The sequence below is a fragment of the Dyadobacter psychrotolerans genome (genome assembly GCF_004349265.1).
In the GTDB taxonomy this organism is placed as follows: domain Bacteria; phylum Bacteroidota; class Bacteroidia; order Cytophagales; family Spirosomataceae; genus Dyadobacter; species Dyadobacter psychrotolerans.
Genome location: NZ_SMFL01000003.1, coordinates 273,745 through 298,994, shown reverse-complemented (window position 1 = coordinate 298,994; position 25,250 = coordinate 273,745). Strand labels below are relative to the sequence as shown.

The 25,250-nt window shown below is 41.1% G+C and carries 25 protein-coding genes and 2 tRNA genes; 15 read left to right on the top strand and 12 right to left on the bottom strand.

Translation table 11 applies throughout. The features are described 5' to 3' along the window. Positions 1–21: 21 nt before the first annotated feature. The 4 genes from E0F88_RS09075 to E0F88_RS09060 all read right to left on the bottom strand — a co-directional run bounded on the left by E0F88_RS09075 (position 22) and on the right by E0F88_RS09060 (position 3,771). Entirely contained in the window at positions 22–333 is a 312-nt protein-coding gene (locus tag E0F88_RS09075) for a DNA-directed RNA polymerase subunit omega (RefSeq protein ID WP_131957919.1), read from the bottom strand. A 57-nt stretch (positions 334–390) separates the two neighbouring features. Continuing rightward, on the bottom strand, positions 391–1,314 hold the full coding sequence (locus tag E0F88_RS09070) for an outer membrane protein assembly factor BamD (RefSeq protein ID WP_131957918.1): 924 nt from the start codon (positions 1,312–1,314) through the stop codon (positions 391–393). A 74-nt stretch (positions 1,315–1,388) separates the two neighbouring features. After that, positions 1,389–2,003 carry a T9SS type A sorting domain-containing protein gene (locus E0F88_RS09065; RefSeq protein ID WP_131957917.1) on the bottom strand — a complete coding sequence of 205 codons (615 nt, stop codon included), beginning with the start codon at positions 2,001–2,003 and terminating at the stop codon, positions 1,389–1,391. A 169-nt stretch (positions 2,004–2,172) separates the two neighbouring features. Continuing rightward, positions 2,173–3,771, bottom strand: coding sequence for an OstA-like protein (locus E0F88_RS09060; protein ID WP_131957916.1), 1,599 nt, complete (start codon positions 3,769–3,771; stop codon positions 2,173–2,175). Positions 3,772–3,904: 133 nt separating this feature from the next. Here E0F88_RS09060 and tilS point away from each other — a divergent pair, with 133 nt between their 5' ends. The 6 genes from tilS (at position 3,905) to E0F88_RS09035 (ending at position 7,166) form a co-directional block, all read left to right on the top strand. Continuing rightward, a complete protein-coding gene (tilS, locus tag E0F88_RS09055; protein WP_131957915.1) occupies positions 3,905–5,257 on the top strand; it encodes a tRNA lysidine(34) synthetase TilS in 1,353 nt (450 codons plus the stop codon). Positions 5,258–5,336: 79 nt separating this feature from the next. Continuing rightward, positions 5,337–5,421: transfer RNA gene (locus tag E0F88_RS09050), tRNA-Ser, on the top strand. Between the two features lie 342 nt (positions 5,422–5,763). Continuing rightward, positions 5,764–6,333 (top strand): hypothetical protein, encoded by a 570-nt coding sequence (locus tag E0F88_RS09045; RefSeq protein WP_131957914.1) that lies wholly within the window; start codon positions 5,764–5,766, stop codon positions 6,331–6,333. A 70-nt stretch (positions 6,334–6,403) separates the two neighbouring features. After that, positions 6,404–6,556: a nucleotidyltransferase substrate binding protein gene (locus tag E0F88_RS34250; protein ID WP_229213710.1), complete on the top strand. Its 153-nt coding sequence runs from the start codon at positions 6,404–6,406 to the stop codon at positions 6,554–6,556. 70 nt (positions 6,557–6,626) lie between these two features. Next, complete coding sequence (locus E0F88_RS34245; RefSeq protein WP_310589721.1) at positions 6,627–6,770, top strand: nucleotidyltransferase substrate binding protein; 144 nt, start codon at positions 6,627–6,629, stop codon at positions 6,768–6,770. Positions 6,771–6,845: 75 nt separating this feature from the next. Then, complete coding sequence (locus E0F88_RS09035) at positions 6,846–7,166, top strand: nucleotidyltransferase domain-containing protein (protein WP_131957913.1); 321 nt, start codon at positions 6,846–6,848, stop codon at positions 7,164–7,166. Here E0F88_RS09035 and E0F88_RS34240 read toward each other — a convergent pair. From E0F88_RS34240 to E0F88_RS09020, 3 genes are all read right to left on the bottom strand, one after another. Then, entirely contained in the window at positions 7,096–7,257 is a 162-nt protein-coding gene (locus E0F88_RS34240; RefSeq protein WP_229213740.1) for a transposase, read from the bottom strand. The two genes, E0F88_RS09035 and E0F88_RS34240, sit on opposite strands and share 71 nt — an antisense overlap. Before the next feature lie 279 nt (positions 7,258–7,536). Then, positions 7,537–7,620, bottom strand: a tRNA-Leu gene (locus E0F88_RS09025). A 117-nt stretch (positions 7,621–7,737) separates the two neighbouring features. Continuing rightward, complete coding sequence (locus tag E0F88_RS09020; protein ID WP_131957912.1) at positions 7,738–8,982, bottom strand: ABC transporter permease; 1,245 nt, start codon at positions 8,980–8,982, stop codon at positions 7,738–7,740. 196 nt (positions 8,983–9,178) lie between these two features. Between E0F88_RS09020 and E0F88_RS09015 the strand changes: the two genes are divergently transcribed. From E0F88_RS09015 to E0F88_RS08980, 9 genes are all read left to right on the top strand, one after another. After that, positions 9,179–10,441, top strand: coding sequence for an asparagine synthetase B (locus tag E0F88_RS09015; protein ID WP_131957911.1), 1,263 nt, complete (start codon positions 9,179–9,181; stop codon positions 10,439–10,441). A gap of 187 nt (positions 10,442–10,628) precedes the next feature. After that, positions 10,629–11,876: an efflux RND transporter periplasmic adaptor subunit gene (locus tag E0F88_RS09010; protein ID WP_131958415.1), complete on the top strand. Its 1,248-nt coding sequence runs from the start codon at positions 10,629–10,631 to the stop codon at positions 11,874–11,876. A 7-nt stretch (positions 11,877–11,883) separates the two neighbouring features. After that, on the top strand, positions 11,884–13,335 hold the full coding sequence (locus E0F88_RS09005; protein ID WP_131957910.1) for a TolC family protein: 1,452 nt from the start codon (positions 11,884–11,886) through the stop codon (positions 13,333–13,335). Between the two features lie 142 nt (positions 13,336–13,477). Then, on the top strand, positions 13,478–14,140 hold the full coding sequence (locus E0F88_RS09000; protein ID WP_131957909.1) for an ABC transporter ATP-binding protein: 663 nt from the start codon (positions 13,478–13,480) through the stop codon (positions 14,138–14,140). A gap of 119 nt (positions 14,141–14,259) precedes the next feature. Beyond that, positions 14,260–15,504 (top strand): ABC transporter permease, encoded by a 1,245-nt coding sequence (locus E0F88_RS08995; RefSeq protein WP_131957908.1) that lies wholly within the window; start codon positions 14,260–14,262, stop codon positions 15,502–15,504. Positions 15,505–15,608: 104 nt separating this feature from the next. Beyond that, positions 15,609–16,775: an ABC transporter permease gene (locus E0F88_RS08990; protein WP_131957907.1), complete on the top strand. Its 1,167-nt coding sequence runs from the start codon at positions 15,609–15,611 to the stop codon at positions 16,773–16,775. Between the two features lie 99 nt (positions 16,776–16,874). Further along, a complete protein-coding gene (locus tag E0F88_RS34525; protein ID WP_262709873.1) occupies positions 16,875–17,003 on the top strand; it encodes a DUF8507 family protein in 129 nt (42 codons plus the stop codon). Between the two features lie 495 nt (positions 17,004–17,498). Continuing rightward, positions 17,499–18,872: a sigma-54-dependent transcriptional regulator gene (locus E0F88_RS08985; RefSeq protein WP_131957906.1), complete on the top strand. Its 1,374-nt coding sequence runs from the start codon at positions 17,499–17,501 to the stop codon at positions 18,870–18,872. Continuing rightward, a complete protein-coding gene (locus E0F88_RS08980; protein WP_131957905.1) occupies positions 18,869–20,155 on the top strand; it encodes a sensor histidine kinase in 1,287 nt (428 codons plus the stop codon). Before E0F88_RS08985 ends, E0F88_RS08980 begins: the two co-directional genes overlap by 4 nt. On the opposite strand, the gene E0F88_RS08975 is transcribed toward E0F88_RS08980, so the two are convergent. The 5 genes from E0F88_RS08975 to E0F88_RS08955 all read right to left on the bottom strand — a co-directional run bounded on the left by E0F88_RS08975 (position 20,152) and on the right by E0F88_RS08955 (position 25,098). Next, positions 20,152–20,724 (bottom strand): 1-acyl-sn-glycerol-3-phosphate acyltransferase, encoded by a 573-nt coding sequence (locus E0F88_RS08975; RefSeq protein WP_131957904.1) that lies wholly within the window; start codon positions 20,722–20,724, stop codon positions 20,152–20,154. The genes E0F88_RS08980 and E0F88_RS08975 overlap by 4 nt on opposite strands. A 30-nt stretch (positions 20,725–20,754) precedes the next feature. Next, positions 20,755–21,951, bottom strand: a complete 1,197-nt coding sequence (locus E0F88_RS08970; protein WP_131957903.1) for a site-2 protease family protein — start codon at positions 21,949–21,951, stop codon at positions 20,755–20,757. After that, positions 21,941–22,576, bottom strand: coding sequence for an HAD family hydrolase (locus tag E0F88_RS08965; protein WP_131957902.1), 636 nt, complete (start codon positions 22,574–22,576; stop codon positions 21,941–21,943). Before E0F88_RS08965 ends, E0F88_RS08970 begins: the two co-directional genes overlap by 11 nt. Positions 22,577–22,686: 110 nt before the next feature. Then, positions 22,687–23,640, bottom strand: coding sequence for an acetyl-CoA carboxylase carboxyltransferase subunit alpha (locus E0F88_RS08960; RefSeq protein WP_131957901.1), 954 nt, complete (start codon positions 23,638–23,640; stop codon positions 22,687–22,689). Positions 23,641–23,673: 33 nt separating this feature from the next. Further along, positions 23,674–25,098 carry an MBL fold metallo-hydrolase RNA specificity domain-containing protein gene (locus E0F88_RS08955; RefSeq protein WP_131957900.1) on the bottom strand — a complete coding sequence of 475 codons (1,425 nt, stop codon included), beginning with the start codon at positions 25,096–25,098 and terminating at the stop codon, positions 23,674–23,676. Positions 25,099–25,250: the final 152 nt, after the last annotated feature.

Below are 25,250 nucleotides of genomic sequence, written 5' to 3'. Positions count from 1 at the left end.
CTGGTCGTTAGTCACAGTTAATTATTCCTCTGAGCTGTCGCGGAAGCTGTGATAAGTTTTTCCATCAATAAATTCATCAATAGAGATACTTCCTGCTTTCGGCATACGCTCGTAGAATTTCGAAATTTCTATCTGTTCGCGGTTTTCGAAAACCTCTTCAAGATTATCAACACCGGAAGCAAATTCAGCAAGCTTGTTATTTAGCTCCTCTTTCATTTTGCTTGATATCTGGCGCGCTCTTTTAGAAATGATAGATACCGATTCGTATAAGTTTCCGGTTACATCCGCTATTTTGTCCGGATCGCGGGTAATGATTGATGGATTCGTTGCCATACTTACTTGGTGATATAGTTTAAAATTTTAAAACGTGTTTAAGAAATGGATTCATTTCTATTGTCCGTTAGGGTCTGCTGCCGGAGCAGTAACCTTCGTCGGTTTGTTTGCCGTGCCTGTATCCGGTTTGGCCATCAACTTCTGCCTTTCTATGTCTAGTTTTGCAAGAACCTCAATCTGTTCCTGGCTATTCTCAAACATCCTTTCCGCATCACGCAGATATCTTCCTGTCGGATATTTGTCTATCAACTCCTTGTAATATTTGATCACATCAAGGTACCTGTCTTTTTGCTTGATAGCAAAACTGTTTGATGCAAAGTTGTATTGTGATTCTACTTTCAGGAATGACAATTCCTCATTATATTTTGAATCCGGGTAATCCTTGCGAAAGTTTTCAATAGCAATCACCGCAGACCTAAGTGACATCGGGTTAAAATCACTGATTTTGTGATATAACTTCGCTTTCTCGTAATCCTTCTTTTCAAGTTTAGCTCTTAATTCAAGAATATACTTGGTACACTCTTCACGAAAAGCACTTTCAGGATATGCATTTATAAAATCCTGCAACGAATTTATTGCAGTAAGTGTGCTTGTCTGATCTAGGTTAAATGGAGCAGAATCTTTATACAAAGAAAAAGCATGCATGTAAAGTGCTTCCTGTGCATAATCGCTTCGTGCGTAGGTATCGTAAAATTTCTTGAACAGAAACTGACTGGTGTTGTATTGCCCCTGCTGATATTGCGTATAAGCATAATAAAACTGCGCAAGCTCTGATTCGGTACTTCCTTTCAAAAGTGGAATGAGTTCTTCAAACAGCAAGCCTGACCTGTAAAAATCGCCTTTCTTATAATAAGTCATGGCAGCATCATACTTCTCCTGGTCTGTACCGGTCTTTTGCAATTTTGAAAATTTGCTGCAGGAGGTAATGATTAGTACTGTAATAAGGAGCAAGAAATAACTTGCCAGATTGTTTTTTCGCATATAACTGCAAAGGTAAGAAAAAAGCTACACCATCCATAACGAAAGTGTAGCCAAATAAAGTGTTCTTAATTAATCTATTGCTGATGGCGAACCAGCATTTTTTTCGTGGCAACTTTTTTACCTTCTAGAGATAGTTGGTAAAAATATAGTCCTGTGGGCATCACTGTCGTGTCGACCCTCAGTTTTCTGTTGTTTTTGGTTAATGCGTATTCATCCATTTTAGAACCCAGTACATTATAGAATATCAACTTGGCATCCCTGATTTCAGATGACATATTGTAGTCTATCTCCGCGTATTCACTTGCTGGATTTGGGTAAATATTCGAAACTGTTATTTTGTCGCTGGCATAAAGCTGCTCTTCGGATTTGATAGCAGATTCAACAGACGCAGCCCTTTTATCAATATTTTTTGCAACAATCTCAGAATCAGAAGAACTTGTGTTATCTGCCGCTGCTGTATTAGAAAACAAAAACGAACGGTAAAAGATATTCAGGGCTTTTGGATTCTGCAAAGACAATGGCTTGTAGCTAAGTCCCGCAGGTAAACCGGCGAATCTTAAACTTTCAGCAGGTACTGCTTTTTTCTTAACCGTCATGTTCAGCCGGCTGCCACTTGCGACAGACTGCGCAGACAAACCTTGCCAGGTTAAAGATATGGTGAGCAATAAGTAAAGTATATTTTTTTTCATAGCTTCAATTGGTAATACTTTTACGTGATAACTACACCTGACTCAAAAGTATATTACAAAAATATAGAGAAAAAAATGCAATATCAAAATATATTGTGCAAGCGGTCGTTTTTATTTCTAAAATATAAAAACCATGCCTGATCCGGATGTAGAATAAAATTTTTAAAATTTATTCTTTCCAGATGGTTTTCAGCTTCGTTGGTTTGTCCTTAATTCGCCAGCTGAATCCTTCCAGTTCCCTTTCCTGTGGCTTAATCTTTGTAGGCGGAATCAGTTGTCCGTCAGGTTTTCCTACAAAAGCAATCCGGCGAACCCGGTTATCTTCAAAAATCAAATTCATTTTTCCGCATTCCACCCGATTTAAACCGATCATCTTTTGCTTCTCGTCAATTGCATAGTAGGCGCTTTCTCCGTTCCCATCTACCAGCACCTGTTTTAATGTATTTTCTTTGGCAAAATAGGCATTGATAATCCTTCCTTTTACCTGGTTAAACTGTTTTACCAATGTGTCCTCAGTTATTACGAAGGCTTTACCTTTTAGTAACATCCTATTGATATTGTTATTCACCAGAAAAGCAGTAATCGTGTCTGCTTCCATCTGATAATGCTGGTCGCTCCATAAAATAGGTTTGGTAAAAAACCTGATTACCGAGTCGGCCGTGTTATAGTTAAGCGAATCACATTTGCCCTGAAAATCAGACTTGTATATAAATACATTTTTGTTTGCAATCAGCTTTCTGGTGCTATCTCTTTTATTTTCAAATGAATACAAAGTATCCGCCCTGATGTAAAGTGTGTCTTTTGAAACCACATTCCTAACATAAGCATGGCCAAAGATTTTAGACCGTCCGGCATCCTTCCAGTAATAACCTTCATCCCCGTTCAGGATGGTTTGATCCTTTTTTGCAACAATAACCACGTTGCCTTTTCCTTTGCCATTGTTGGTTTTCCCATCCACGGCAAGTGAGTCTGCGGTAAGTGTATACGTTTCATTATCTACCATTGTCCTGGTGTGAAATGACGACTTATTTGTCTCGGTATTGTACTGCCCTTTTGTTCCTACGACCGTCCCGTCTTTATTGACAATTTTCGTTTTACCATTGAAATACGATTCTTTGGTAATCGAATTATACAGCAGAGTGTCGGTTGTCAGTGTATATTTTTTATTAACCAGTTTAACCTTCCTGTAATAGGTAAATTCCTTTGTTCTGGTATTGTAAAAACCTTCCTGACTCGTTAGGACATTTTCTTCATCCACTGTACGACCCGGCAATTTGTAATTGGCAATTCCGTTTGCCATGTCGTATTCAATTTTTCTGGTTGTCAGCGTTCGCTTACGGTCCTTTAAAACTGTTTTGCGTCCGCTTACGATGGCCATTCTGGTATTTCCATAGTAATAAAGCGTATCCCCTGTAACTGTTACGGTGTCACCCTGCACTATTCTCACATTTCCAAAAGCCTCAATAATATTGGTCGTGTTGTTTTTGATTGCAAGATCACTATAAAGAAAGGCACCTTTGTGTTTAAAAATACCATTTGTAACCTTTCTCAGTTCAACACCATTTTCGTTAATCATTTCGAGCTCGTCGGACTTTATGATCTCTACCAAATCTTCTGTTTGGGACGGAGGTAAAGTCCTCTGAGCCAATGCGTCAAAGGAGATAAACATCATAACAAAGAACGCCAGCCTCAACATATTCTGTTTGATAAGTATGACGCACAAAAGTTTAAAAGGGTTGCAAACGCTGCTGTATATTTTTTTATTCATGTTCCTTTGAATTCTTTTACCTTTGAATCTGTCGGCTGTCTTTTGTTAAATAATATTACAGGCATGCCGTTGGCGATAAAAGAGTTTATCTTTAATATATGCCAAAATTACATCAATTACGTTCCGAAGGGATATGTTGGATTCTTTTTTAACTTTTATTAACCAACCCGGGCTCGATTTCAGCAAACAAAAAACCTTACTCACAGTAAGTGGGGGAGTGGACTCCGTGGTGATGGCACATTTGTTCCACAGGGCGGGGTTCGAAGCAGCGGTGGTGCACTGTAACTTTGGTTTAAGAGCGGAAGAATCGGTTCAGGATGAGGTTTTTGTAAAAGAACTGGCAGGGAAGTATGAGTTTGCTTTTTACGTTAAGCATTTTGATCCGAAGACATATGCAAAAGAACATACAGTTTCAACTCAAATGGCTGCCAGGGACCTTCGTTATGAATGGTTTGAAGAGCTAAGGACGGAACATAATTTTGACTGGATTGCCACCGCCCATCATGCCAATGACGCTTTGGAAACTGTATTTTTGAATCTAGCGCGGGGAACTGGTATAACTGGTTTGCACGGAATTGCAGCCGTACATTCTGGTATTGTCAGACCTATGTTATTTGCGTCCAAAGATCAGATTCTTGATTACGCGAACGAAAATCAGTTGCTATGGCGGGAGGACAGATCTAATAATTCCATGGATTACAAAAGAAATATCATTCGTAAAAAGATTATTCCTGTTTTGAAGGAATTGAATCCGTCTCTGGAAAAAACCTTTCAGGTAACTTCAGATAAAGTCAGGGCAGCAGATTCACTTCTTACCGGATATCTTGAACAGTGGAAGAAGTCAGTTTTAACAGAATCAGAAGATCAGATTAAAATTTCTATTTCTGGTTTGCAGCAATCCGGAGAACCGTCTTACCGGCTTTGGCACATTTTGAATGTTTATGGATTTAATTATACGCAGTGTGTAACAATTACTAAATCCTTAAAAGCAACTTCCGGTAAAACATTTTATTCCAAATCGCATGAGCTCCTGAAAGATCGTGAAACTTTTATTTTAAGGGCGAGGAAAGGAGATAATTCGTCTGTTAATCTGACAATTGCCTGGAATGAAGGACAATACGAATTGCCGGAAGGATATTTGAAAATTAGCCGGGTAAATACCAATGAAATAAATTATACTGACAAAAATCCGGAGGTCATCTGGTTGGACGAAGGTAAGTTGATCTTTCCACTTCAGGTTCGCAAGGGGAAAGAAGGCGAAGTGTTTTATCCGTTTGGAATGAAAGGAAAGCGAAAGAAAATAAGTGATCTGCTTATAGATCTGAAAATGAGCTTGTACCAGAAGGAGAAAGTAAATGTACTGGTTAATGGTAATGGGGAAATAATATGGGTAATCGGTGTCCGGGCAGATGACCGCTGGCGCTTAATGGACGAAACTAAACAGGTGCTCCGAGTTGAACGACTATCCTTAATGAAGGAAATTTAACAAATTTTCAAAAAAGCTATTGCAACTATAGAATATGTTTTTACCTTTGCACCACGTTTAGGATACGCCAGAACGACAAAGAGAGATGGCAGAGTGGTCGATTGCGACGGTCTTGAAAACCGTTGACTGTTACAGGTCCGGGGGTTCGAATCCCTCTCTCTCTGCAAAAAGCCCTTACTGGTAACAGTGGGGGCATTTTTCGTATTTGGGACAACCAAAAAATTATAGTATTGATCCAAGGATTCTGCATCTACGAAAATCACTTTTTATTTTACTCTACATCTGTTAGTTTCGCTCGAAACAAACCTCTGCTAAATTAACCATTGGTGAAATACCATTTTTAAATCTTTCTTTATGGTAAGCCTGCTCGCAGGTGATTCTGTTTTTGGCTAAATCGTTAATTCCTAAATAGATAAGCTGATGCCTGATATGCTGAACATCATCAAATACAGTCTTTGGACACAATTCGGAGCAAGTATTGATTCTGTAAAGAACGCGATAGAAATGTGGCCCGACTCCCATTGGGATACCGACACCCGGTTTTTTATAATGCATATCACTGTCTGATCATGCTGGATCATTATCTGACAATTCCTTACACCGGTGAATTTCCATCGGTTTTACCCTTTACTTTTTCAGAGCCGGGAATACAGGTTGAAGGAGTTCTGGGAGACATGGTGCCGGACCGGATTTATTCAAAAGCTGAAATGCTGACTTACCTCAGCGAGACGCGCCGGAAGTGCGGCGACTTTATTGAAAACCTGACAGAGGAGAAAATGAATGAGCGGTGGCTAGAAGGAACAGAAGAATACGACATGAATTATGCCTTGCCTGAAATACTGTTCTACTCATGCGGCATGTTCAGCACCATGCAGCACAACTCAACATGCTTCTCCGCCAAAAAATTGACCGGACACCGGGGTGGGTGTTTCGGGCAGATGAAAGTTGAAGAAATTAAACAGCTAGTCTGGCAACGGTTACTTGCACTGGTAGAAGCACAAAAAATATTGATCCCTTTCCCTTATTCTGTTTTAAAATTGATAATAAGTCCGATAGGCTTTACATTGGCTCAATAAATAAAGTGGTGAAATTCTCGACGAGCAGGATATTCTTTGGGAACAGCGTTCCGGTAATTATCTAAAAGCTTTGACCAAGTTGGACCAGGCAGTAACTAAAATCAAAAAAGACTATCCTTTTGATGAAGAAGGCAATATTGATAAACATGACTTTCTGGACAACATTATTAAGGAAGGACTGATTCATCGGTTTGAATATACACATGAGCTTGCCCGGAACTAATGAAAGACCTTGCTCCATGAGGCTGATATAAGTACTGGGTTCCAAAGATGCTACAAAAGCAGCGTTCGCTGTGGAGTTGATTGTGGATGGTGACGTATGGATGGAAATGATTAAGAGTCGAAATCAGGCCTCTCATACTTACAATGGAGATACAGCAAATGTGAAATTTTGCAAAATCCTGGATGTGTATCTACCTGCTTTTCTTACTTTCTGAGATAGTATGCAGGAGAAACGATATGGGAGACAGGGCAATCTATTTGACAAAGAATGGATTACGGCTTAAAATAAAATGAGATTGTGGAGATTCAGTGGTGGTGAAAAATACCCGCAGGTGGAAGAAGTAATCCTTTATGGATCCTGTGCAAAAGGAAATTACCGTAATGGATCAGATATTGATCTGGTGAAAGGTGCAGCGGTCGATTGGTCGCAAATGTTTAAGATTGAACTGGAGCCGGACGATCTAATGCTTCCTTACCAAATTGACTTAGCCTGTTCCACCATATTGCGGATCAAGACCAAATGTTGTGGACTAACTTGGATTAAGCATATAGCTGAGTTAGGCGATACAAGAAGAATTCGACATTGCGAACCCCTCGGAACTGACTTCTAAATGCTTTGATTTTTGCGTTGAAAGATTCTGCGGAAGCATTGGTGCTTCTGTTATCGAAATAATTTACGATGGTTTTGTAGTGGTTTTCAATCGATCTGGCGACCGTATTAAATGACCTGAAGCCAGATTGTCTGACCTTTTCATGCTATTTGGCTAATCTTGTTAAGCCGTAAATCTTTTCTTTCGTGTTCGTGAATATATTGCTAAGTTCGATGGTCAGCTCATATGCTTTCTTGATATCTGGGAAGCGCTCAAAGACAAGTTCAGCTCTTTGTTTTTGACTTGATCCCTCTTATCTTTCACATAAACAGCGACTTAGAACAAGAAAAAAGCCGAACTTTAAGTGATTTCTCACAAAAGTTCGGCTTAGTACCCGGAGCCGGAGTCGAACCGGCACGAGTGTAACCTCATTGGTGTTTGAGACCAACGCGTCTACCAATTCCGCCATCCGGGCATTGATCTCTCTTGTTGGGAGTGCAAAAGTAGGCAGAAAAATATATTAAGCAAGTATTTTGGCGCAAAAATCGATAATAATTTTTACCCTGTTCAAGTTTCAGTCTGCTTCTCTCTTTTATTCGTATCGAAGTGCTTCGATCGGATCCAGTTTGGAGGCCTTAATCGCCGGATAAATTCCGGAAACCACTCCAACTACTACGCAGACCGCAATACCCATCGCCATCCAAAGCCATGGAACTACAAAGGAACTCTCTGCACTGATGGAATTTGAAATAAGATTTCCAATCAGGATGCCGAGAATAAGTCCGCCGATACCGCCTATAATGCAAACAACGATTGCCTCAATTAAAAACTGGAAACGGATCACACCGGGTGTTGCTCCCAGCGATTTGCGAATTCCAATTTCCCTGGTACGTTCCGTAACGGAAACCAGCATGATGTTCATCAGTGCAATGGATGCGCCAAGCAGCGTAATAATACCTATACCAAACCCGCCAATCCGCAGATACCCGGTAATGTTTTCAAAGTTTTTAGCCATCGCATCAGCGCGTTCCAAAGTGAATGAATCTTCACTGCCCAGCTTGTCCCCGCGGATACGGCGCATGAGTCCGCGTGCTTCTTCAATGATCAGCTCGCCATCCGTGATGTTGGGGGCGGAAGCCGTGATGTTATAGGTAAGTTCACGGTTTGCTGCCAGTCCGCGGCCGTTGTCGAGCGGGATAATGATGACCCGATCAGAATCTGTACCGCCACCAAGTGATCCTTTTTTTTCCAAAACCCCGATTACCTTATATCGTGAACCCATGAAAGTAATTTCCTTGTTTACAGGATCAAGATTACCAAAAAGATTTCTGGCTATTTCCTGTCCAAGTATGGCTGCGTTAACCGAATTTTCAAGATCATTTTTACTTAGATTTCTCCCAAGATCAATTTTATAACCTTTAATGGCCAGGAATTCCTCGTCTGCTCCAATCACATTTATGTTTGGGTTGGTTTTTTTAGAAAGGTAATTGACCTGCACAGCTCCGCCGATGGCAGAAGATAGGGAAACAACTCCTTTATAATCAGTCCGGAAATGTCGGGCAAAATCACCAGCCTGTGTGTAGTTGATAGCGGGATATTGTTTTTCACGGCGTCCACCTCTGCGGAAGCCGTCATCCTCATGATTAGCAACTGTAAACGTATTGGCTCCCAGATCTGCAAAACTGCTGTTTACCGAATTCTGGATTCCCTCGATTGCCGTCAGGATTCCTACCAGCGACGTAATTCCGATGGCGATAATCATTGCGGTTAAAACAGTTCTAAGCAGGTTGGACTGGATAGAGCGCAGACCTTCATCTACATTTTCCCTTATATTCATCTGATAATTATAGCTTATGCACCATTATTTTGTAATATTACGTTAGATCAGAAGCGAATCAGTAAGTCGTCGCTATGAGCTGTGTTTTCATTCAGATTAATAGTGGAGCAATCTTTGAACTGATGAACGCACCGTAATATTTGAACAAAAAATATATTCTGTAAAGCTGCAAATGATACGTGAAAGAATCAAACCAATGACACGCCTCTTTATTCCGCTTATCATTTTTTTGACGATCTCAAACGCAGGATGGGCCAATAAATTGCTCATTCCGATGGATGGATCGCAAAAAAACCATTTAAAGGCGTACGGTATTTCCTACTGGATACTTAAAAATTTCGAAATGGAGATGGACTGGCTGCTCAATTACCGTGGCGGAAGTTTTATGGTCCCTTTCAATCAGAAATTTGCTGCTGAAATGACGGTTCGGGGAGTAAGTTATGAAGTGATTTCTGATGCGCAGGGTGGCCAGATCCTTGCTGAGATCAGTGCTGCTGATGTTAATATGGATGCCGTAAAATTGCAGAAAGCGCCGAAAATTGCTGTGTATTCGCCAAAGTCAAAATTGCCGTGGGACGACGCAGTTACATTGGTTTTAACTTATGCAGAAATTCCTTACGATGTAGTTTATGACGACGAAGTATTAAGTACCAAGCTTCCTGAATACGACTGGCTGCATTTGCATCATGAAGATTTTACCGGGCAGTTTGGCAAGTTCTTCCAGTACAAAGATTTCCCCTGGTACCGGGAGCAGAAACGGGAAGCGGAAAATATTGCTGAAAAGTTTCAGTTCGCTAATGTACCTCAAATGAAACTGGCTGTGGCTAAACGAATTGCCGAATTTGTTTCCGGAGGAGGATATATGTTCGCCATGTGTAATGCCACGGATACCTTTGACATTGCCCTTGCTGCCGATGGAATTGATATTGTGGAAACGATGTACGACGGATCACCAGCTGATCCGACGGCCAACAACAAATTGAATTACGGAAATACCTTCGCTTTTAAGGACTTCAAAACGATTCCTTATCCATACGAAATCGAATTTTCGGACATCGATAACCAGCCGGAAGAAAGAGGCGTTATCGAGAGCAATGACTTCTTCTCACTATTTCAGTTTTCTGCCAAATGGGATCCTGTTCCAAGTATGCTGACACAAAATCATCAAACCATTATCAAAGGATTTTTAGGCCAAACTACTGCATTTAAAAACCGTGTGGTTAAACCCGAAGTTGTGATATTGGCTGAAAATAAATCTTCAAAAGAAGCCAGATACATTCACAGCACGCATGGAAAAGGCTTTTTTACCTTTTATGGCGGACATGATCCGGAAGATTATCAGCATCGCGTAGGAGAGGAACCTACCGATCTGAACCTGCATCCGAATTCGGCAGGATATCGTCTGATTTTAAATAATGTTCTTTTTCCGGCTGCCAAAAAGAAAAAGCTCAAAACCTGATTTGAACAGGAATAAAAGATGTTAGATCAAAAATTCTTGTTCATTCTGACACAGGCCGTGCGTTATCGCACGGCTTTTTTGTTTTCTTTTTTATATAAATAATTGATATTAAGTGTTTTATGGTTTGGCATAAAGTTGTTCTCTTTTCTGATAATTAGCCATGAAAGAGAATTTAACAAAAGAGACAATGGACCGCGAAGTTGCTCCTGAATTTGCCAAAAGTGAACGAAACAAAAAATGGATTTTAGGATTACTGATTGCCGTAATCATTGCGGCTGGTGTTTATTTTTTCAAAAAGTTTTTAAGCAGTTCTATTGAGATTTCCAGAATCAGAACCTCGGTTGTTCAGACTGGGGACGTAGAAAATACTTTAAGTGCAACCGGGGAAGTCATTCCTGCTTACGAACAAATCATCACCAGTCCGATCCGTGCCAGCATCAAAAGCATTCTCATTTTGCCCGGTACAAAAGTAGAACCCGGACAAGCGATTGTTGAACTGGATAAATCACTAACCCAAATTGAATTCGAACGTTATCAGGATCAGCTCGAACTGAAAAAAAACGGCATTGACCAGCTCCGGATGAAACTCAACAAAAACCTTTACGATGCCGAGATCAGTGACAAAATCAAACTACTGAATATCAATAAACTGAAAGCGGATCTTGAAGATGCAAAACGGCTTGAAAAGGTCGGTGGCGGTACCAAAGAAGATATTACACGTGCCGAAAATGCCTTAAAAATTGCGGAACTGGAAAAACAGCAACTGGAAAACGATCTTTCCTACAATCGTCTGTCGATGGGGGCAAGCCTGCGTGAAACGGAATTGGGCGCTCAAATTGAAGGGAAGAATCTGAAGGAGTTGCAGCACAAGCTTAAAATGGCTGATATCGTTGCTGATCGCAAAGGCGTACTTACCTGGGTTAACGAGAACATCGGATCATCTGTAAATGAAGGTGAAATGTTGGCCAGGGTTGCTGATCTGGGCACTTTTCGTGTTGAGGGTTCGTGTTCGGATGTTTATGCTGATCAGGTTAAAGCCGGCCTGCCGGTTATTGTAAAAGTAAATGAATCCGTTCTGCGCGGAATCATTACTCAGGTAAAACCTGCTGTAAAAGACGGTGTCATCGGATTTGTCATTCAACTGGAAAATGCTAAAAATGAATCACTTCGGCCAAATATGAAAGTGGAAGTTTTTGTAGTGACCAACCGGAGCACTAAAACAATGCGTGTTGCTAACGGCCCGGCCTTTACGGGCAAACGGAAACAATTTATTTATGTTTTGCAGGACGGCATAGCCCAAAGACGTGAAGTGGAAGTTGGTCTTTCCAATTTTGATTATGTCGAGATAAAAAGCGGAGTGCATGTTGGAGAAAAAGTGATCGTGACCGATATGAATCAGTATGAACATTTGGAAGAAATTTCAATTAAAAACTGATCTGAACATGAGACATTTTTTCTTCCTTTTTCTAATATGCTTTAAATTTTCCTGGGTGACGGCACAGGTTCAACGGTACACCCTGGCGGAAGTGGTGCAGCTTGCGCGCGAACAATCTATCGCTTCCAAACAGGCGGCAACAAAGAAGAAAACCAATTATTGGCAGTACCGTTCATTTGTTGCAGATTACAAACCGCAGCTTAGTCTTGGGGGCAAAGTGCCGGGTTTTACCCGTTCGTATATTGAAGTAGTTCAGCCCGACGGGACAATTTCTTTTCAGCCGGTTTCATACAATAATTCACTATTGAATTTATCTCTGAGCCAAAACATTGCTGCAACAGGGGGGACTATATTTGTTCAGCAGGAATTACAGCGTTTTGATGATTTTGCCAGAGATAAAACGAGTTATAATGGTGTTCCTTTTGAGATTGGTATCAGCCAGCCTCTGCTCAGGTTTAATGAAATGAAGTGGATCAGAAAGATAGAGCCGTTGAAGTTTCAGGAAGGTAATCAGCAGTTTATAGCTTCACTAGAGGAAGTTGCCCTCAATGCAACCGGATACTATTTTGATTTACTTGTAGCACAGGTTAACTTACAGATAGCTGAGAAAAATCGGAGTAACAATGACACACTTTACAAGATTGCTCAACAAAAATTGCAGCTTGGTAAAATATCCCAGAATGATCTTTTGCAGCTGCAAATGGGATTGCTGACTGCTCAGAAGGATTTTTCTTCTGCCGAGCAGGCTACTGCGGTGGCTTCATTGCAGCTTAAAATGTACCTGGGTTCGAGAGACGAAAAAACACCTGAGCTGGACATTCCGGTAGAGGCAATTGAGTTTGATATAAGTACGCAACTTGCGTTGCAGGAAGCATTTGCAAACCGTGCCGATGCGATCGGTTTCAGAAGGAGGATACTGGAGGCGGAAAGGGAAACGCTTCGAGCCCGAAAAGAAAATGGTTTGAATGCTTCTTTGCAGGCGACCTTTGGTTTATCTAATCAGGGAAACCGGCCGGCCGAAGTGTATAAAAATCCGCAGGACAGGGAGTTTGTCGAATTACAGTTTACACTGCCGATTATGACCTGGGGACGCAATAAAGCGCGAACTGAAATAGCAAAAGCCAATCAGGAATTTGTACAGCAGTCGGTGGAGCAGGATAAACTGACTTTTGAACAGCAGATTTTTACACAGGTAACGCTCTTACAAATGTTGCAAAAGCAAGCCAAATTAACCAAGCTGACTGATGGAATTGCAGCAAGCCGCTACCAGATTGCCCGGGACAGGTTTATTTTAAGTGATCTGAGTGTGACTGACCTGGGAATTGCCATGCAGGAAAAAGACCGTGCAAGAAGAGATTATATTCTGGCACTGAGGGATTACTGGCAATCGTATTATAGTCTAAGATTGCTGACGCTTTATGATTTTGAAAAAAATGAGAAAATAAGATATAAAAGCTAACCGCACCGGCGGCTCGGAGCAATAGACACTATAGGATATGCAATTGACGCCATAGTTATAATAAATGTAGCAAGGAAGAATCCTAGCGTCCATTGCGAAAACATTTGCGTCCACTGCGGTAAAAATAAACACAAACACAGCCATGATAAAACTACAAAACGTTGAGAAAGTCTATCGTACCAGTTCGATTGAAACACTGGCCCTGAACAACATCAATCTGGATGTAAAAAAGGGAGAATTTATTTCCATTATGGGCCCTTCGGGCTGCGGCAAAAGTACGCTGCTGAACATCATGGGATTGCTGGATGAGCCTTCAAAAGGGATCATCGAAATTGACGGAAGCCGCGTTGAAAAATATAGTGAAAAAAACCTGGCACATCTGCGGAACCAGAAACTTGGTTTTATCTTCCAAAGCTTTCACCTGATCAATGATCTGTCGGTGATTGACAATGTTGAAATTCCATTGCTTTACCGAAGCAGTACAGCAAAAGAACGCCGCGAACTGGCGCAGGAAGCATTGGAGAAGGTAGGCCTGAGCAACCGGATGAAACATTTTCCGAAACAACTATCGGGTGGACAAAAACAACGTGTTGCTATTGCCCGTGCCATTGTTGGTAAACCCGAAATCATTCTTGCCGACGAACCAACAGGTAACCTGGACAGTGCCATGGGAAATGAGATATTAAACATTCTGCAAAGTTTAAATGAAGGAGGAGCCACGATAGTCATGGTAACTCACGACGACGCAATGGCAAAAAGGACACACCGGCTGGTACGGCTCTTCGACGGAACGCAGGTTTTATAAATGTTGAATATTCACTGATAGAATGAGTCGTCACTGCAATGAGTTGATGTTTCTTCATATTCTATCATCCTCTTATCGCACCGGCGACCCGGTCATCATTCAAAATTTTTGAAAGCCTCATGTTACTAAACTATATAAAAATCGCCTGGAAGGTATTGCTGCGGCATCCTTTTTATACATTTATTACCCTTTTTGGTATCAGTCTTACGCTGACTGTACTGATGGTTTTGACCTCGTTTCTGGATCATCTTTTTGGAACTCACTATCCTGAAAATAAAAGGTTCCGATCTCTTTACATTGCTAATGTCTTACAAACGGACTCTTCCGGAACTTCGATGTCGTCGGGTCCTGCTAGTTTTAACTTTTTAGAAAAATATGCCAAATCTCTTAAGACTGCTGAAAAGGTTACGGTCGTATCCAATTTTAGTTTTTCCAATACCTACATAAATGGAAAAAGAATAAAACTGAATACCAAATATACAGATGCAGAATTTTGGGATGTAGTCAGTTTCGATTTTTTGGAGGGGAAACCCTATAATATTCAGAACATTAACAGCGGAGATCATGTAGCGGTTATTACGGATGCGCTTCGAAAACAATATTTCGAGGACGACAACAAACCGGTTGTAGGAAAGAGCATAGAGGTTGAAAATATAAAGTACAGAATCATAGGCGTTGTAAAAGGCAGCCCTGTAACACGGGTCTACACGTATGGGGATATTTACTTTCCTTACACCGCTCCCAAAAGCAATTATGAAAGTAAGGGAATGAGAGGCAGATATATCGCGATTGCGCTGGCCAAAGATGAATCGGATATGGCAGGAATACAGTCGGAATTTGACAGGAATATTTCCGGAATACCGGATACAGAAATTGCAGATGGACAGAAGTTTACGGTACTGATCGTTAGGGCAGAAAAATATTTTGAGCATTTTATAAAAACATTCGCCCGGAACGATTCTCAAAAGTTCCTATTTTATACCATTGTGGTATTCGTCGTGATGATGTTTATGGGGTTACCTGCTATCAACCTGATTAATGTAAACGTGAGCAGAATCCTGGAAAGGGCTTCCGAGATTGGGGTTAGAAAAGCTTTTGGCGCTCCCTCCAAAGCTCTGCTCTGGCAGTTTATTGTTGAAAATATTTTCATCACATTCATTGGCGGAGTTTTTGCCCTGGGATTTTCATTTCTCATTATTTACATGATAAATATCAGCGGCTGGATTCCTTATGCGGATCTGACGATCAACTTCACCGTGTTTTTTATAAGTGTGATGGTGTGCTTGATTTTTGGACTCTTATCAGGCGTTTTGCCGGCATTCAGGATGTCGAAACTAAAAATTGTTGATGCGCTGAAGGCGTGATGGCCGGGGGGCTGATAGAGAAAATAGCTACTATATTACGATACCCAAATTCCGAGCCCCTTCTCCGTTTTATACATTCTATTTTTCATTATATAATCACAGCCATGTTACGACATTTATTTAAGTTAATCTGGAATAAAAAGGGAACGCATTCTCTGCTGATCATTGAGATCTGGGCTTCTTTTATGGTGCTGTTCGGGGTACTGTCGCTCATCGTTTACAACGTTAGCAATTATATGGAGCCGATTGGATTTGAATATGAATCTGTCTGGAATCTTGACCTGGACAATAATCAGGATACAACCAAAGTAGCTGCGAAATTACAGCGCATTATGCAACATGTAAAAGCTTATCCGGAAGTGGAATCTGTATCACGCATGAGCAGTAACACTCCTTTTTCTGCAAATCAGATGAACAATTCAGTAACGTACAACAAAGTGAGCGTCCTGACGGATCAATATCGTACCGATGAGAATTTTAGTACAACACTTTCGTTGCCATTAGCTGCAGGAAGATGGTATAAAAAAGAGGATAAGGTAGCGAAGTCCATTCCAATTGTTATTAATGGGAAAATGAAGGAAAAGCTGTTTGAGAGTGAAAATCCTCTGGGCAGGATTATCAAAAAGGATGATAAAACTTCGTTTAAGGTCATTGGTGTAATCGACAATTTTAAAGCAAAAGGAGAATTTATGGCCAATGACCCCGCGATGTTTGAAGTACTGACTGACGATAATGATTGGGATTCGAACTTTTTGATGAGAGTGAAACCGGGAACGGATGCGGATTTTGAAGCCAAGCTTGTAAAGGATGTAGCAGTTATGTTACCGGGCTGGGGAATAGAAGTAAGTTATCTGAAAGAATCACGTGAAAATAGACATAAACTGACTTTGGTCCCTGTTATTATATTTTTGATTGTAAGTGGTTTTCTGCTGACGAATGTTGCGCTCGGTTTGTTTGGAATTCTAAATCTTAGTATTGCGAGAAGACGAGGAGAAATCGGATTGCGTCGTGCAATGGGCGCGACGGAAGGGAAAGTGGCTATCCAGTTTTTGGGAGAAATATGGGTTTTGGCAGCTTTCAGTATGATCATCGGACTTGTTTTTGCAGCTCAGTTTCCAATTATGAATGTTTTTGATATTGCGAGCGGAATATATGTAACAGCCATCATTGCCGCATCCATCATCATTTTTCTGATTGTGACGCTTTGTGCCTGGTATCCAAGCCGGCAGGCTTCAAGGATACATCCGGCAGTGGCTTTGCATGAAGAATGATTACAGATTAAGGTTATAAATTTTGTAAATTGCTGTTAAAATATCGTCGGCCAGATTAAAGACAATGACCATAGTTTTTAATCATAACTTTAAACAACAGTGGAAACTCAATCTTTTTCAAACCTGCAGCTTGAACTGCTTCGGACTTACTCACGTCAGATTGACGATGCGGATATTGTTGCTATCCGTAAAATGCTAGCCGACTGTTTTGCTGAAAAGGCAATATGACTGGCTGATAATGTTTGGGAGGAAAACGAATGGAGATCTTCAGATACAGAAAGGCTTTCCAAAGAGCATCACCGTAAATCTTCTGCACTTTGAAGATTGTTATCGATACGAATGTTTTATGGGTATCTGTTTCCAGTCGTTCATCTTCTCACTGGATTTTTCGGGCTGTTCTTGATGGGAGAATTACGCTTTGTGTAACAAATTAAATACGAAGAAATCATAAGTAACAGATTGGGAAAGCCAGTAGCTGATGCAGTATTAGGCGTGTTTGATAATCTATCAAATATTGAATATGTAACGAGATATTAACGATGGTTTGCTGTAAAATCAGATCCCGATGATGATAAATTTGTTGATTGTTTTGTCGCATCAGGTGCGTCCTATTTAGTTACAGAAGACAATCATTTTAAAACGGTTAAAACATTAAAATTTCCATTCATTAAAGTCTTAAGCCTGAGAGAATTTGAACAAATTTTCAATCAGAACAGTTGAAACATGCTCCTCATAGTCGACGACGATTTAGCCATACGTACTTCATTAGCTCTTTTGCTTAAAAAAGAAGGTTTCACTGTTCGTGGTGCAGGCTCAGCAGAGGATGCTTTTGAAATAATTGAAAATGAAACACCGGAGTTGATACTGCTGGATCTGAACTTCTCTATCGAAACTTCGGGTGAGGAAGGAATTGCGTTACTTCAGAGAATCCATAAATTCAACCCGAAAATTCCGGTGATACTCATAACGGGCTGGGGAACAATAGATCTGGCAGTGCTGGGGATGAAACTAGGTGCCCGTGATTTTATTACCAAACCCTGGCAAAATGAATATCTGCTTCAATCAGTAAAAACCATCCTCAATCTGGAACAGCAGGCTCCTGAGGTTTCTAACCGCAGAATACTGGAACAAAAATATCAGTTTCAGAATATCGTCGGGAAAGACCCGAAATTGCTGGAAATCCTCGAAACGGTTGGTCGTGTAGCAACTACAGACGCGCCTGTGCTGATTACTGGTGAAAGCGGAACCGGGAAGGAACTGATAGCGGAGGCAATTCACCTGAACAGCAAACGTAAGTCAAGACCTTTTGTAAAAGTCAATCTCGGAGGAATTTCTTCGACACTGTTCGAAAGTGAGCTGTTTGGCCATGTCCGCGGTGCTTTTACGGATGCCAAAACGGATAGGGCAGGACGTTTCGAACTGGCTGACCGCGGTTCGATTTTTCTGGACGAAATAGGAGAATTGGATCTTTCAAGTCAGGTAAAACTGCTCAGGGTTTTACAGGAACGAACTTTTGAGCCTTTGGGAAGCAGTAAAAGCAGGACAGTGGATGTCCGCGTTATTTGTGCCACCAACCGAAATCTGGAAGAAATGGTGGCCAACGGCACCTTTCGGGAAGATTTGTATTATCGTATCAACTTAATTACCGTGAAACTTCCTGCGCTGCGTGAACGGCCTGACGATATCCCGTTACTCTCACAATTTTTTATTAATAATTTAAAAGTCATTTACCAAAAGCCTGATTTACAATTAAGTGCTGCTGCTTCAAAATGGCTGAAAAATCTTCCGTTACAGGGGAATATCCGACAGTTGAAAAACATCGTTGAAAGAACTGTTCTCCTTTCTGCCGGCGATGTGCTTGATGTCGATGATTTTCAAAAACACATTCATACAGGAACTTCGCAGGCCGGGAGTAAATCTTTACCCGAAGTAGGCACCATTACTTTGGAAGAAATGGAATTTCAAATGATCAGAAAAGCCATGGATTTTCATCAGAATAAAGTTTCCAAAGTTGCCCGGTCGCTGGGAATAACCCGGTTTGCTTTGTACCGTAGACTTGAAAAATATGGTATCTCCTACGAATCGGAAGACGTATGAGGTGGTCTACAAAAAGCAGATACATTATTTACATGTCGGCGCTGCATCTGGTGCTGATCCTGTTGGTGTACAATCTTCTTTTTCAAAATAAACTGTTCTTCATTGCTTCTGAAATTTTTCTGTTGCTTTCCATTGCTGCGTCCATTCAGTTATACCGAAATTTTATGCAACCTAACGAATTTGTAAGATCCGGCATTGAGGCAATAAAAGATAAAGACTTTACTATCAAGTTCGTACCTACTGGTAAAGGGGAAGTCGATACTTTGATCGAGGTTTATAATCTGATGATTGACCAGCTCCGGGAGGAACGGACGAAGTTAAACGAGCAGCATTTTTTTTTGGAAAAGCTGATTGCGGCTTCACCCATTTCCATCGTCATCCTGGATTTTGATGATAGAATCGAATCGTTTAATTTAAAGGCTGTCAATCAGTTCAAAATTAACCCGGTTGATTTAAAGGGAAAAAAACTTTCAGAGATTGGGTTGACACTGTTTACTGAACTTGAAAGTCTTCCTGATGGTGAATCGCGTATTATTAAGGCGGATGGAATCGAAACTTTTAAAGTACAGCGTTCTCATTTTATGGATCAGGGATTCAGACGGTCATTTTTGATGATCGAAGAGCTTACCGCTGAGATGCTTGAGTCGGAAAAGAAAGCTTATGGAAAGGTTATCCGTATGATGGCACATGAGGTAAATAACACTTTGGGAGCAACCGATTCGATTATCCAGACTACCCGCAGTTATCTGGTGAACGAAATGTACACAGACCTGAATGAGGCGCTACGGATCGCTTCTGAACGCAATATGCGGCTAACCATGTTCATGCGGAACTTTGCTGATGTGGTACGTCTTCCAATCCCTGCTTTTGAAGAGGTCAGGCTGGATTTACTCGTGAAGGATGTAGCACTGTTTATGCAATCTTTTGCCGGGAAAAAACAGGTAACTCTGGAAGTGCTCGAACCTATTTCAATAACCTTACCCATCGATTCCGGACAAATGGAACAGGTTTTGGTAAATGTAATAAAAAATGCAATTGAGGCTTGTAAGAAGAATAACCGTATTGAATTGTTGCTGACGGATCGAAATCTGGTGATTAGAAACAACGGAAAGCCAATTTCACAAAATGAGTCAGATCAGCTTTTTAATCCTTTTTACAGCAGCAAAGCCGACGGCCAGGGAATAGGCCTGACACTAAGCCGCGAAATATTGATGAATCATGGTTTTCATTTTTCGTTGAAAACCAATGAAGATGGCTGGACTGAATTTGTGATTTTGTTTTAAGCCACAATTATTCCCGTTGCTTCATAATTCCTAAGCCAGGTTTTACGCTCTCCCTGAACCGTGAGGTAGAAATCGTAAATAACCTTCATATCCTTATCAAAGTCATTTTGCAGAAATACAGGCTCACTGATGACGATCGCCTTTCTTGGATAGTCAAAACCAATTAGGATGAGTGGAACATTTGCTTTCAGTGCAATGTGGTAAAAGCCGGTTTTTATTTTGTCAACATCCTTTCTGGTGCCTTCCGGCGTAATTGCAATATGTAAGTCATCATACTGCTGAAACATGGCAGAAACGGTGTCAACCAGGTTTGTGGATTTGTTTCGATAAACCGGATAACACCCCAGTGCTTTGAAAAGCCAGCCGGAATACCATTTAAAAAGCTGACTTTTTGCCAGAAACCCAATGTTGATTTTTAACTCTGCTCTGCCGCCAAGACAAACAATGAAATCCCAGTTGGAAGTATGCGGAGCGCCCACCCAGACTGCTTTCCGGACCTCGACCGGAGGCCGGCCAATTACATTCCATCCGGCGGCACGATACAAGAAGGCGGTGATAGCTCTTAGCATGATGTTCGGTGGCAAGGATCAAAGCAAACCTTAAATAATAAGAAACGGATTTGGGCTAAATGTAATTATAAAAATAAGCAAGGCGAAAATCCCTAAAATGACACGGGGTGTATCAAGTGGCTCATTTTCTTCTGTTTCAGGATGTTTAACGCCGAGGAATCTGCCAAGAATAAATACAAAAGGAAGAAAACCGGAATAGCCTTCAACACCTGGCATAAGATAAGAAATACCAAACTGGGCAACGACAATAATCAGGCTGATCATCAATGCAGTTGAAGAGGATTCAATGGTTCTTTTGAAGCAGATGTAAATAAAGTAGATATATAAAAACAGATATAACAGCTGTTCGTAGAAAACTTCATCACTACCGATAGCAAACGATTCAGGTTTGAAAAGTCCTAAGCCAGCAAAGAATACAAAAATGCTAAATAAGACAGGCGCAACTACATCGAATTTCTTTTTTCCAATCAGTCCGTAAAGGATATGTCCCCCGTCAAGCTGTCCGATTGGTATCAGGTTCAATGAAGTAAAAAACAAAGACAGATAACCTGCAAAAATGATGGGGTAGTGGATCATTTCATAAACATGCGGTAGTCTGGCAGGATCGGCAATGTATGTTTTAAAAAGCCAGAAAAGTATGTTGTCGCCTAAGGCAATATTTCCCGCAGCGTTTTGATATACAAACTGAGGATAACTTTGTCCAAAACGTTCGTATTCAGGATGGATGGTAAAAATGTATTCTGGAGGCGGCAGGTGTGTGAAACCATACCATAAAACGGCGAGTGCAGCAAAAAAACCGGCAAGCGGACCTGCTATTCCAATGTCAAAGAATTTTAGCCGGGATTTAACAACCGAAGTGATTCGAATAAAGGCGCCCATGGTTCCGATGCTTTGTGATATCCCAAACCATAATGGAATGTAGTAGGGCAGCGTCACCTTTACCTGATGTGCTTTGGCAGTGAAATAATGGCCAAATTCATGAATGGTTAAAATTGCCAGAAAGGGAATCGAAAACTTAAGGCCTGTCAGAAATTGCTCCCAACCTAAAAACTTACCTTCCAAAGGAATTTCCTTCCCTGAAAGTAATTCCGCAATGGACTGAAAAAAGCTGAGTACGAAGCCAAATTGATTACCATAAATCCACTCTGCTCCTGCAAGCGTAGTAGTAATCAGCGTTAAAATGAAAAGTATGCCCTGTAAAAGGTAAGTACGGTTATTAGGCGACATAATCTTTGAGATAGTCCAGTATGGTAACAGGCTTTTGGACGTGGATCGTGTCTATGCCTAATTTTGAAGCTGCTGAAATGTTATCGACATTATCATCCAGAAAAAGCGTTTCCTCGGCTTCAAGCCCCTGTTCGCTCAAAACCTGTAGATAAATCGCAGGGTCCGGTTTCATCAGACCCATTTCATAAGAATAATAAACCTTTTCAAAGAGGTCATCCAGCTTTTCAATTCCGGTAGCCGCTTCCAGAATCTTGTTTACCTGCGTAATATGAATTGAACTTGTGTTGCTAAGCAGGAACAATCTGTGATTTTCTCTCAGCTTTTTAAGCAACTCAACGCGTTCCGGCGGCAGGTCAAGTAAAAGGCTGTTCCAGGCAACATCAATCATTTCATCTGTCCAGTCCGGGAAAACGAGTAACTCACGAATATAATCCCTAAACCCTTTTTCATCCAGCGTGCCCGTTTCAAACTGCCGGAAAAGATCTTTTTCTTTAAAAAGAGAAATGATTTCCTGCTGTTCCCGCCCGCTAAGTTTCGCAAAGGAGAGCGAAGCAACTGGTACATCAATATTCAGGATTACGTCACCCAAATCGAAAATGATATTCTTGATCTTGTCGTTTTTCATTACTGGCTAAACACATTAATTGTGAGATGTTAAATGTGAAACGTAAAATGTGCACCGGTTATACATGAAAAACACTTCCTACATTCACCTCTCACATTTCACTAAGATAACTACTCAACTACCACACCCATTGCTGAGAATTTTTCTATTCGCTGATCTATTCGTTTTTCCGTAGAAATTTTGGAAAGTTCCTTGATGTTTTCCAAAATTACTCTTTTCAGTTCAGCGGCCATCCAGTCATGGTCCAGATGTGCACCACCAAGCGGTTCAGAAATAATCCCATCAACCAGCTTATTTTCCTTCATATCTTTGGCGGTAATTTTCATAGCGTCAGCCGCCTGTTCCTTGAAATCCCAGCTGCGCCAAAGGATTGTAGAGCAGTTTTCAGGGGAAATTACTGAATACCAGGTATTTTCAAGCATAAGCACACGGTCTCCGATTGCGATCCCTAATGCACCACCGGAAGCACCTTCACCGATCACAATACAGATCACAGGTACTTTCAGCATAAACATTTCTTTCAGGTTACGCGCAATCGCCTCTCCCTGCCCGCGTTCCTCAGCTTCCATTCCGGGAAAAGCACCCGGCGTGTCGATGAGTGTAACAATGGGTTTATTAAATTTCTCTGCCAGTTTCATCAGACGTAAAGCCTTTCTGTAACCTTCCGGATTTGGCATACCAAAATTACGATGCTGACGCTGTTTGGTATTACGGCCTTTTTGTTGTCCGATCAGCATAAAAGATTGTCCGCCAACGTTTGCCAGTCCGCCGATAACAGCCGGATCATCTCTTACCTGGCGGTCGCCATGCAATTCGATGAATTCATCACAGATACGTTCGATGTAATCGAGTGTATACGGGCGGTCAGGATGGCGCGACAGCTGCACGCGTTGCCAGCGGGTAAGATTTTCAAATATTTCTTTTCGAAGATCTGTTATATTATTTTCCAATAAGGAAATGGCCCCGGAGAAATCCACATTATTTTCCGAAGCTAATGTTTTCATTTCTTCGAGCTTGCGTTCGAGCTCGGCCATAGGTTTTTCAAAATCCAGGTATGTTCTCATCTTTTAGGTTCTGATTTGCGGGCTAATTGAGGATCAAAGTTCGTATGTACGTCCTCTTAATGGTATTTCTACCGTATTATAGCCTAGTTGTTGAATCTTATTTTGGAAGTCAGCCATACTTTGCTGCTCGCCATGTACCAGGAAAACTGCTTTTAGCTTTTCAGGATCCTGCATTTTTACAAATTTTATTAAGTCATTCTGATCTCCGTGACCGCTAAATACGTCAATTTTTTCAATATTAGCCAAGACAGGCAGCTGTTTACCGCGAATTGAAATCGTATCCTGCCCGTTCAGAAGCCTCCATCCAAGTGTTCCTTCCGAAGCATAGCCAATCATCAGAATGGTTGCATAAGGGTTTCCGATATTGGCCTCCACGTGATGCTCCACACGACCGCCCTGTACCATTCCCGACGAGGAAATGATGATACAAGGTTCGTTGTAATTGGAGATTGCCCTGCTGGCGTCTGAACTTTCCAGATAGATCAGATTGTCAAAATCAAAGAGCATGTCATTGTCATCCTGAAAAGTCCGGGCTTCCTTGTTTAGTAAACGCACATGCCGCTGATAAACCTTTGTGCTGCTATGTGCCAAAGGACTATCGGAGAAAACTTTAAGATTCGGGAATGAATGGTCAGCATAAATCTTATTGAGCGTGTAAAGAAGCGCCTGTGTACGGCCTACGCTGAAAGACGGAATGATCAGCCGGCCCGGAATATCGATACAGGTTCTCTTGATCACATCTGCCAGTGCATCCGAAGGAGAATTGGTATTTTCATGCAGTCGGTTGCCGTATGTCGTTTCACAGATCAGGTAATCCACGTTCGGAACTTCCTGCGGATCTGTCAGCAAAGGATAGTTACTCCTTCCGATATCACCTGAAAAACAGATTCTTTTCTTTTCTCCGTTTTCAAAAACTTCCACCACAATATGTGCCGCGCCAAGCAAATGGCCGGCCGCATAAAACGTGATCGCAATGTGATCAGCTATCCGGTAACGCTGCCCAAAAGCGACAGGAACGAAATTATCAAGGGCCTCAATTACATTTTTTTCAACAAAATAATCCCTCGGAACTTCCTTTTTCTTCTTCCCTTTTTTCTTGCTGTTTGCTCCGTTACGCGCATTAAGCCTTTTCTGATGAAGATTGGCTGCATCCTTTAATAAAAGTGCAGAAAGTGCCAGTGTAGGTTCCGTGCAGACCACTCTGCCTTCAAATCCCTCTTTAAATAAATTCGGAATATTACCCGAATGATCAATGTGAGCGTGTGTGAGAAGTACGGTGTTTATTAAACTTGCATCAAATGGAAAAACACTTTTTTGTTCGTCATAACGGGTTTTTCTGCCTATCTCATCTAAATCAAAATCTGAACCGCAGTCAATCAAAATTCGGTAGTCGTCCGATTCTAACAGGAACATACTACCTGTTACTTGCTGTGCAGCTCCCCAAAATGTCAATTTCATATTTTTCGAATGGGGTGAATATCTATATTGCGATTTTTCACTCAACGGGAAAAATCAATATTAATTTCTGAATCTTGTCTAAGTTGTGTTTTTTTAATTAATTCAATGGATTAAATATAATCTGAAAAGGAGCTGCAAAAAGCAATATCCTA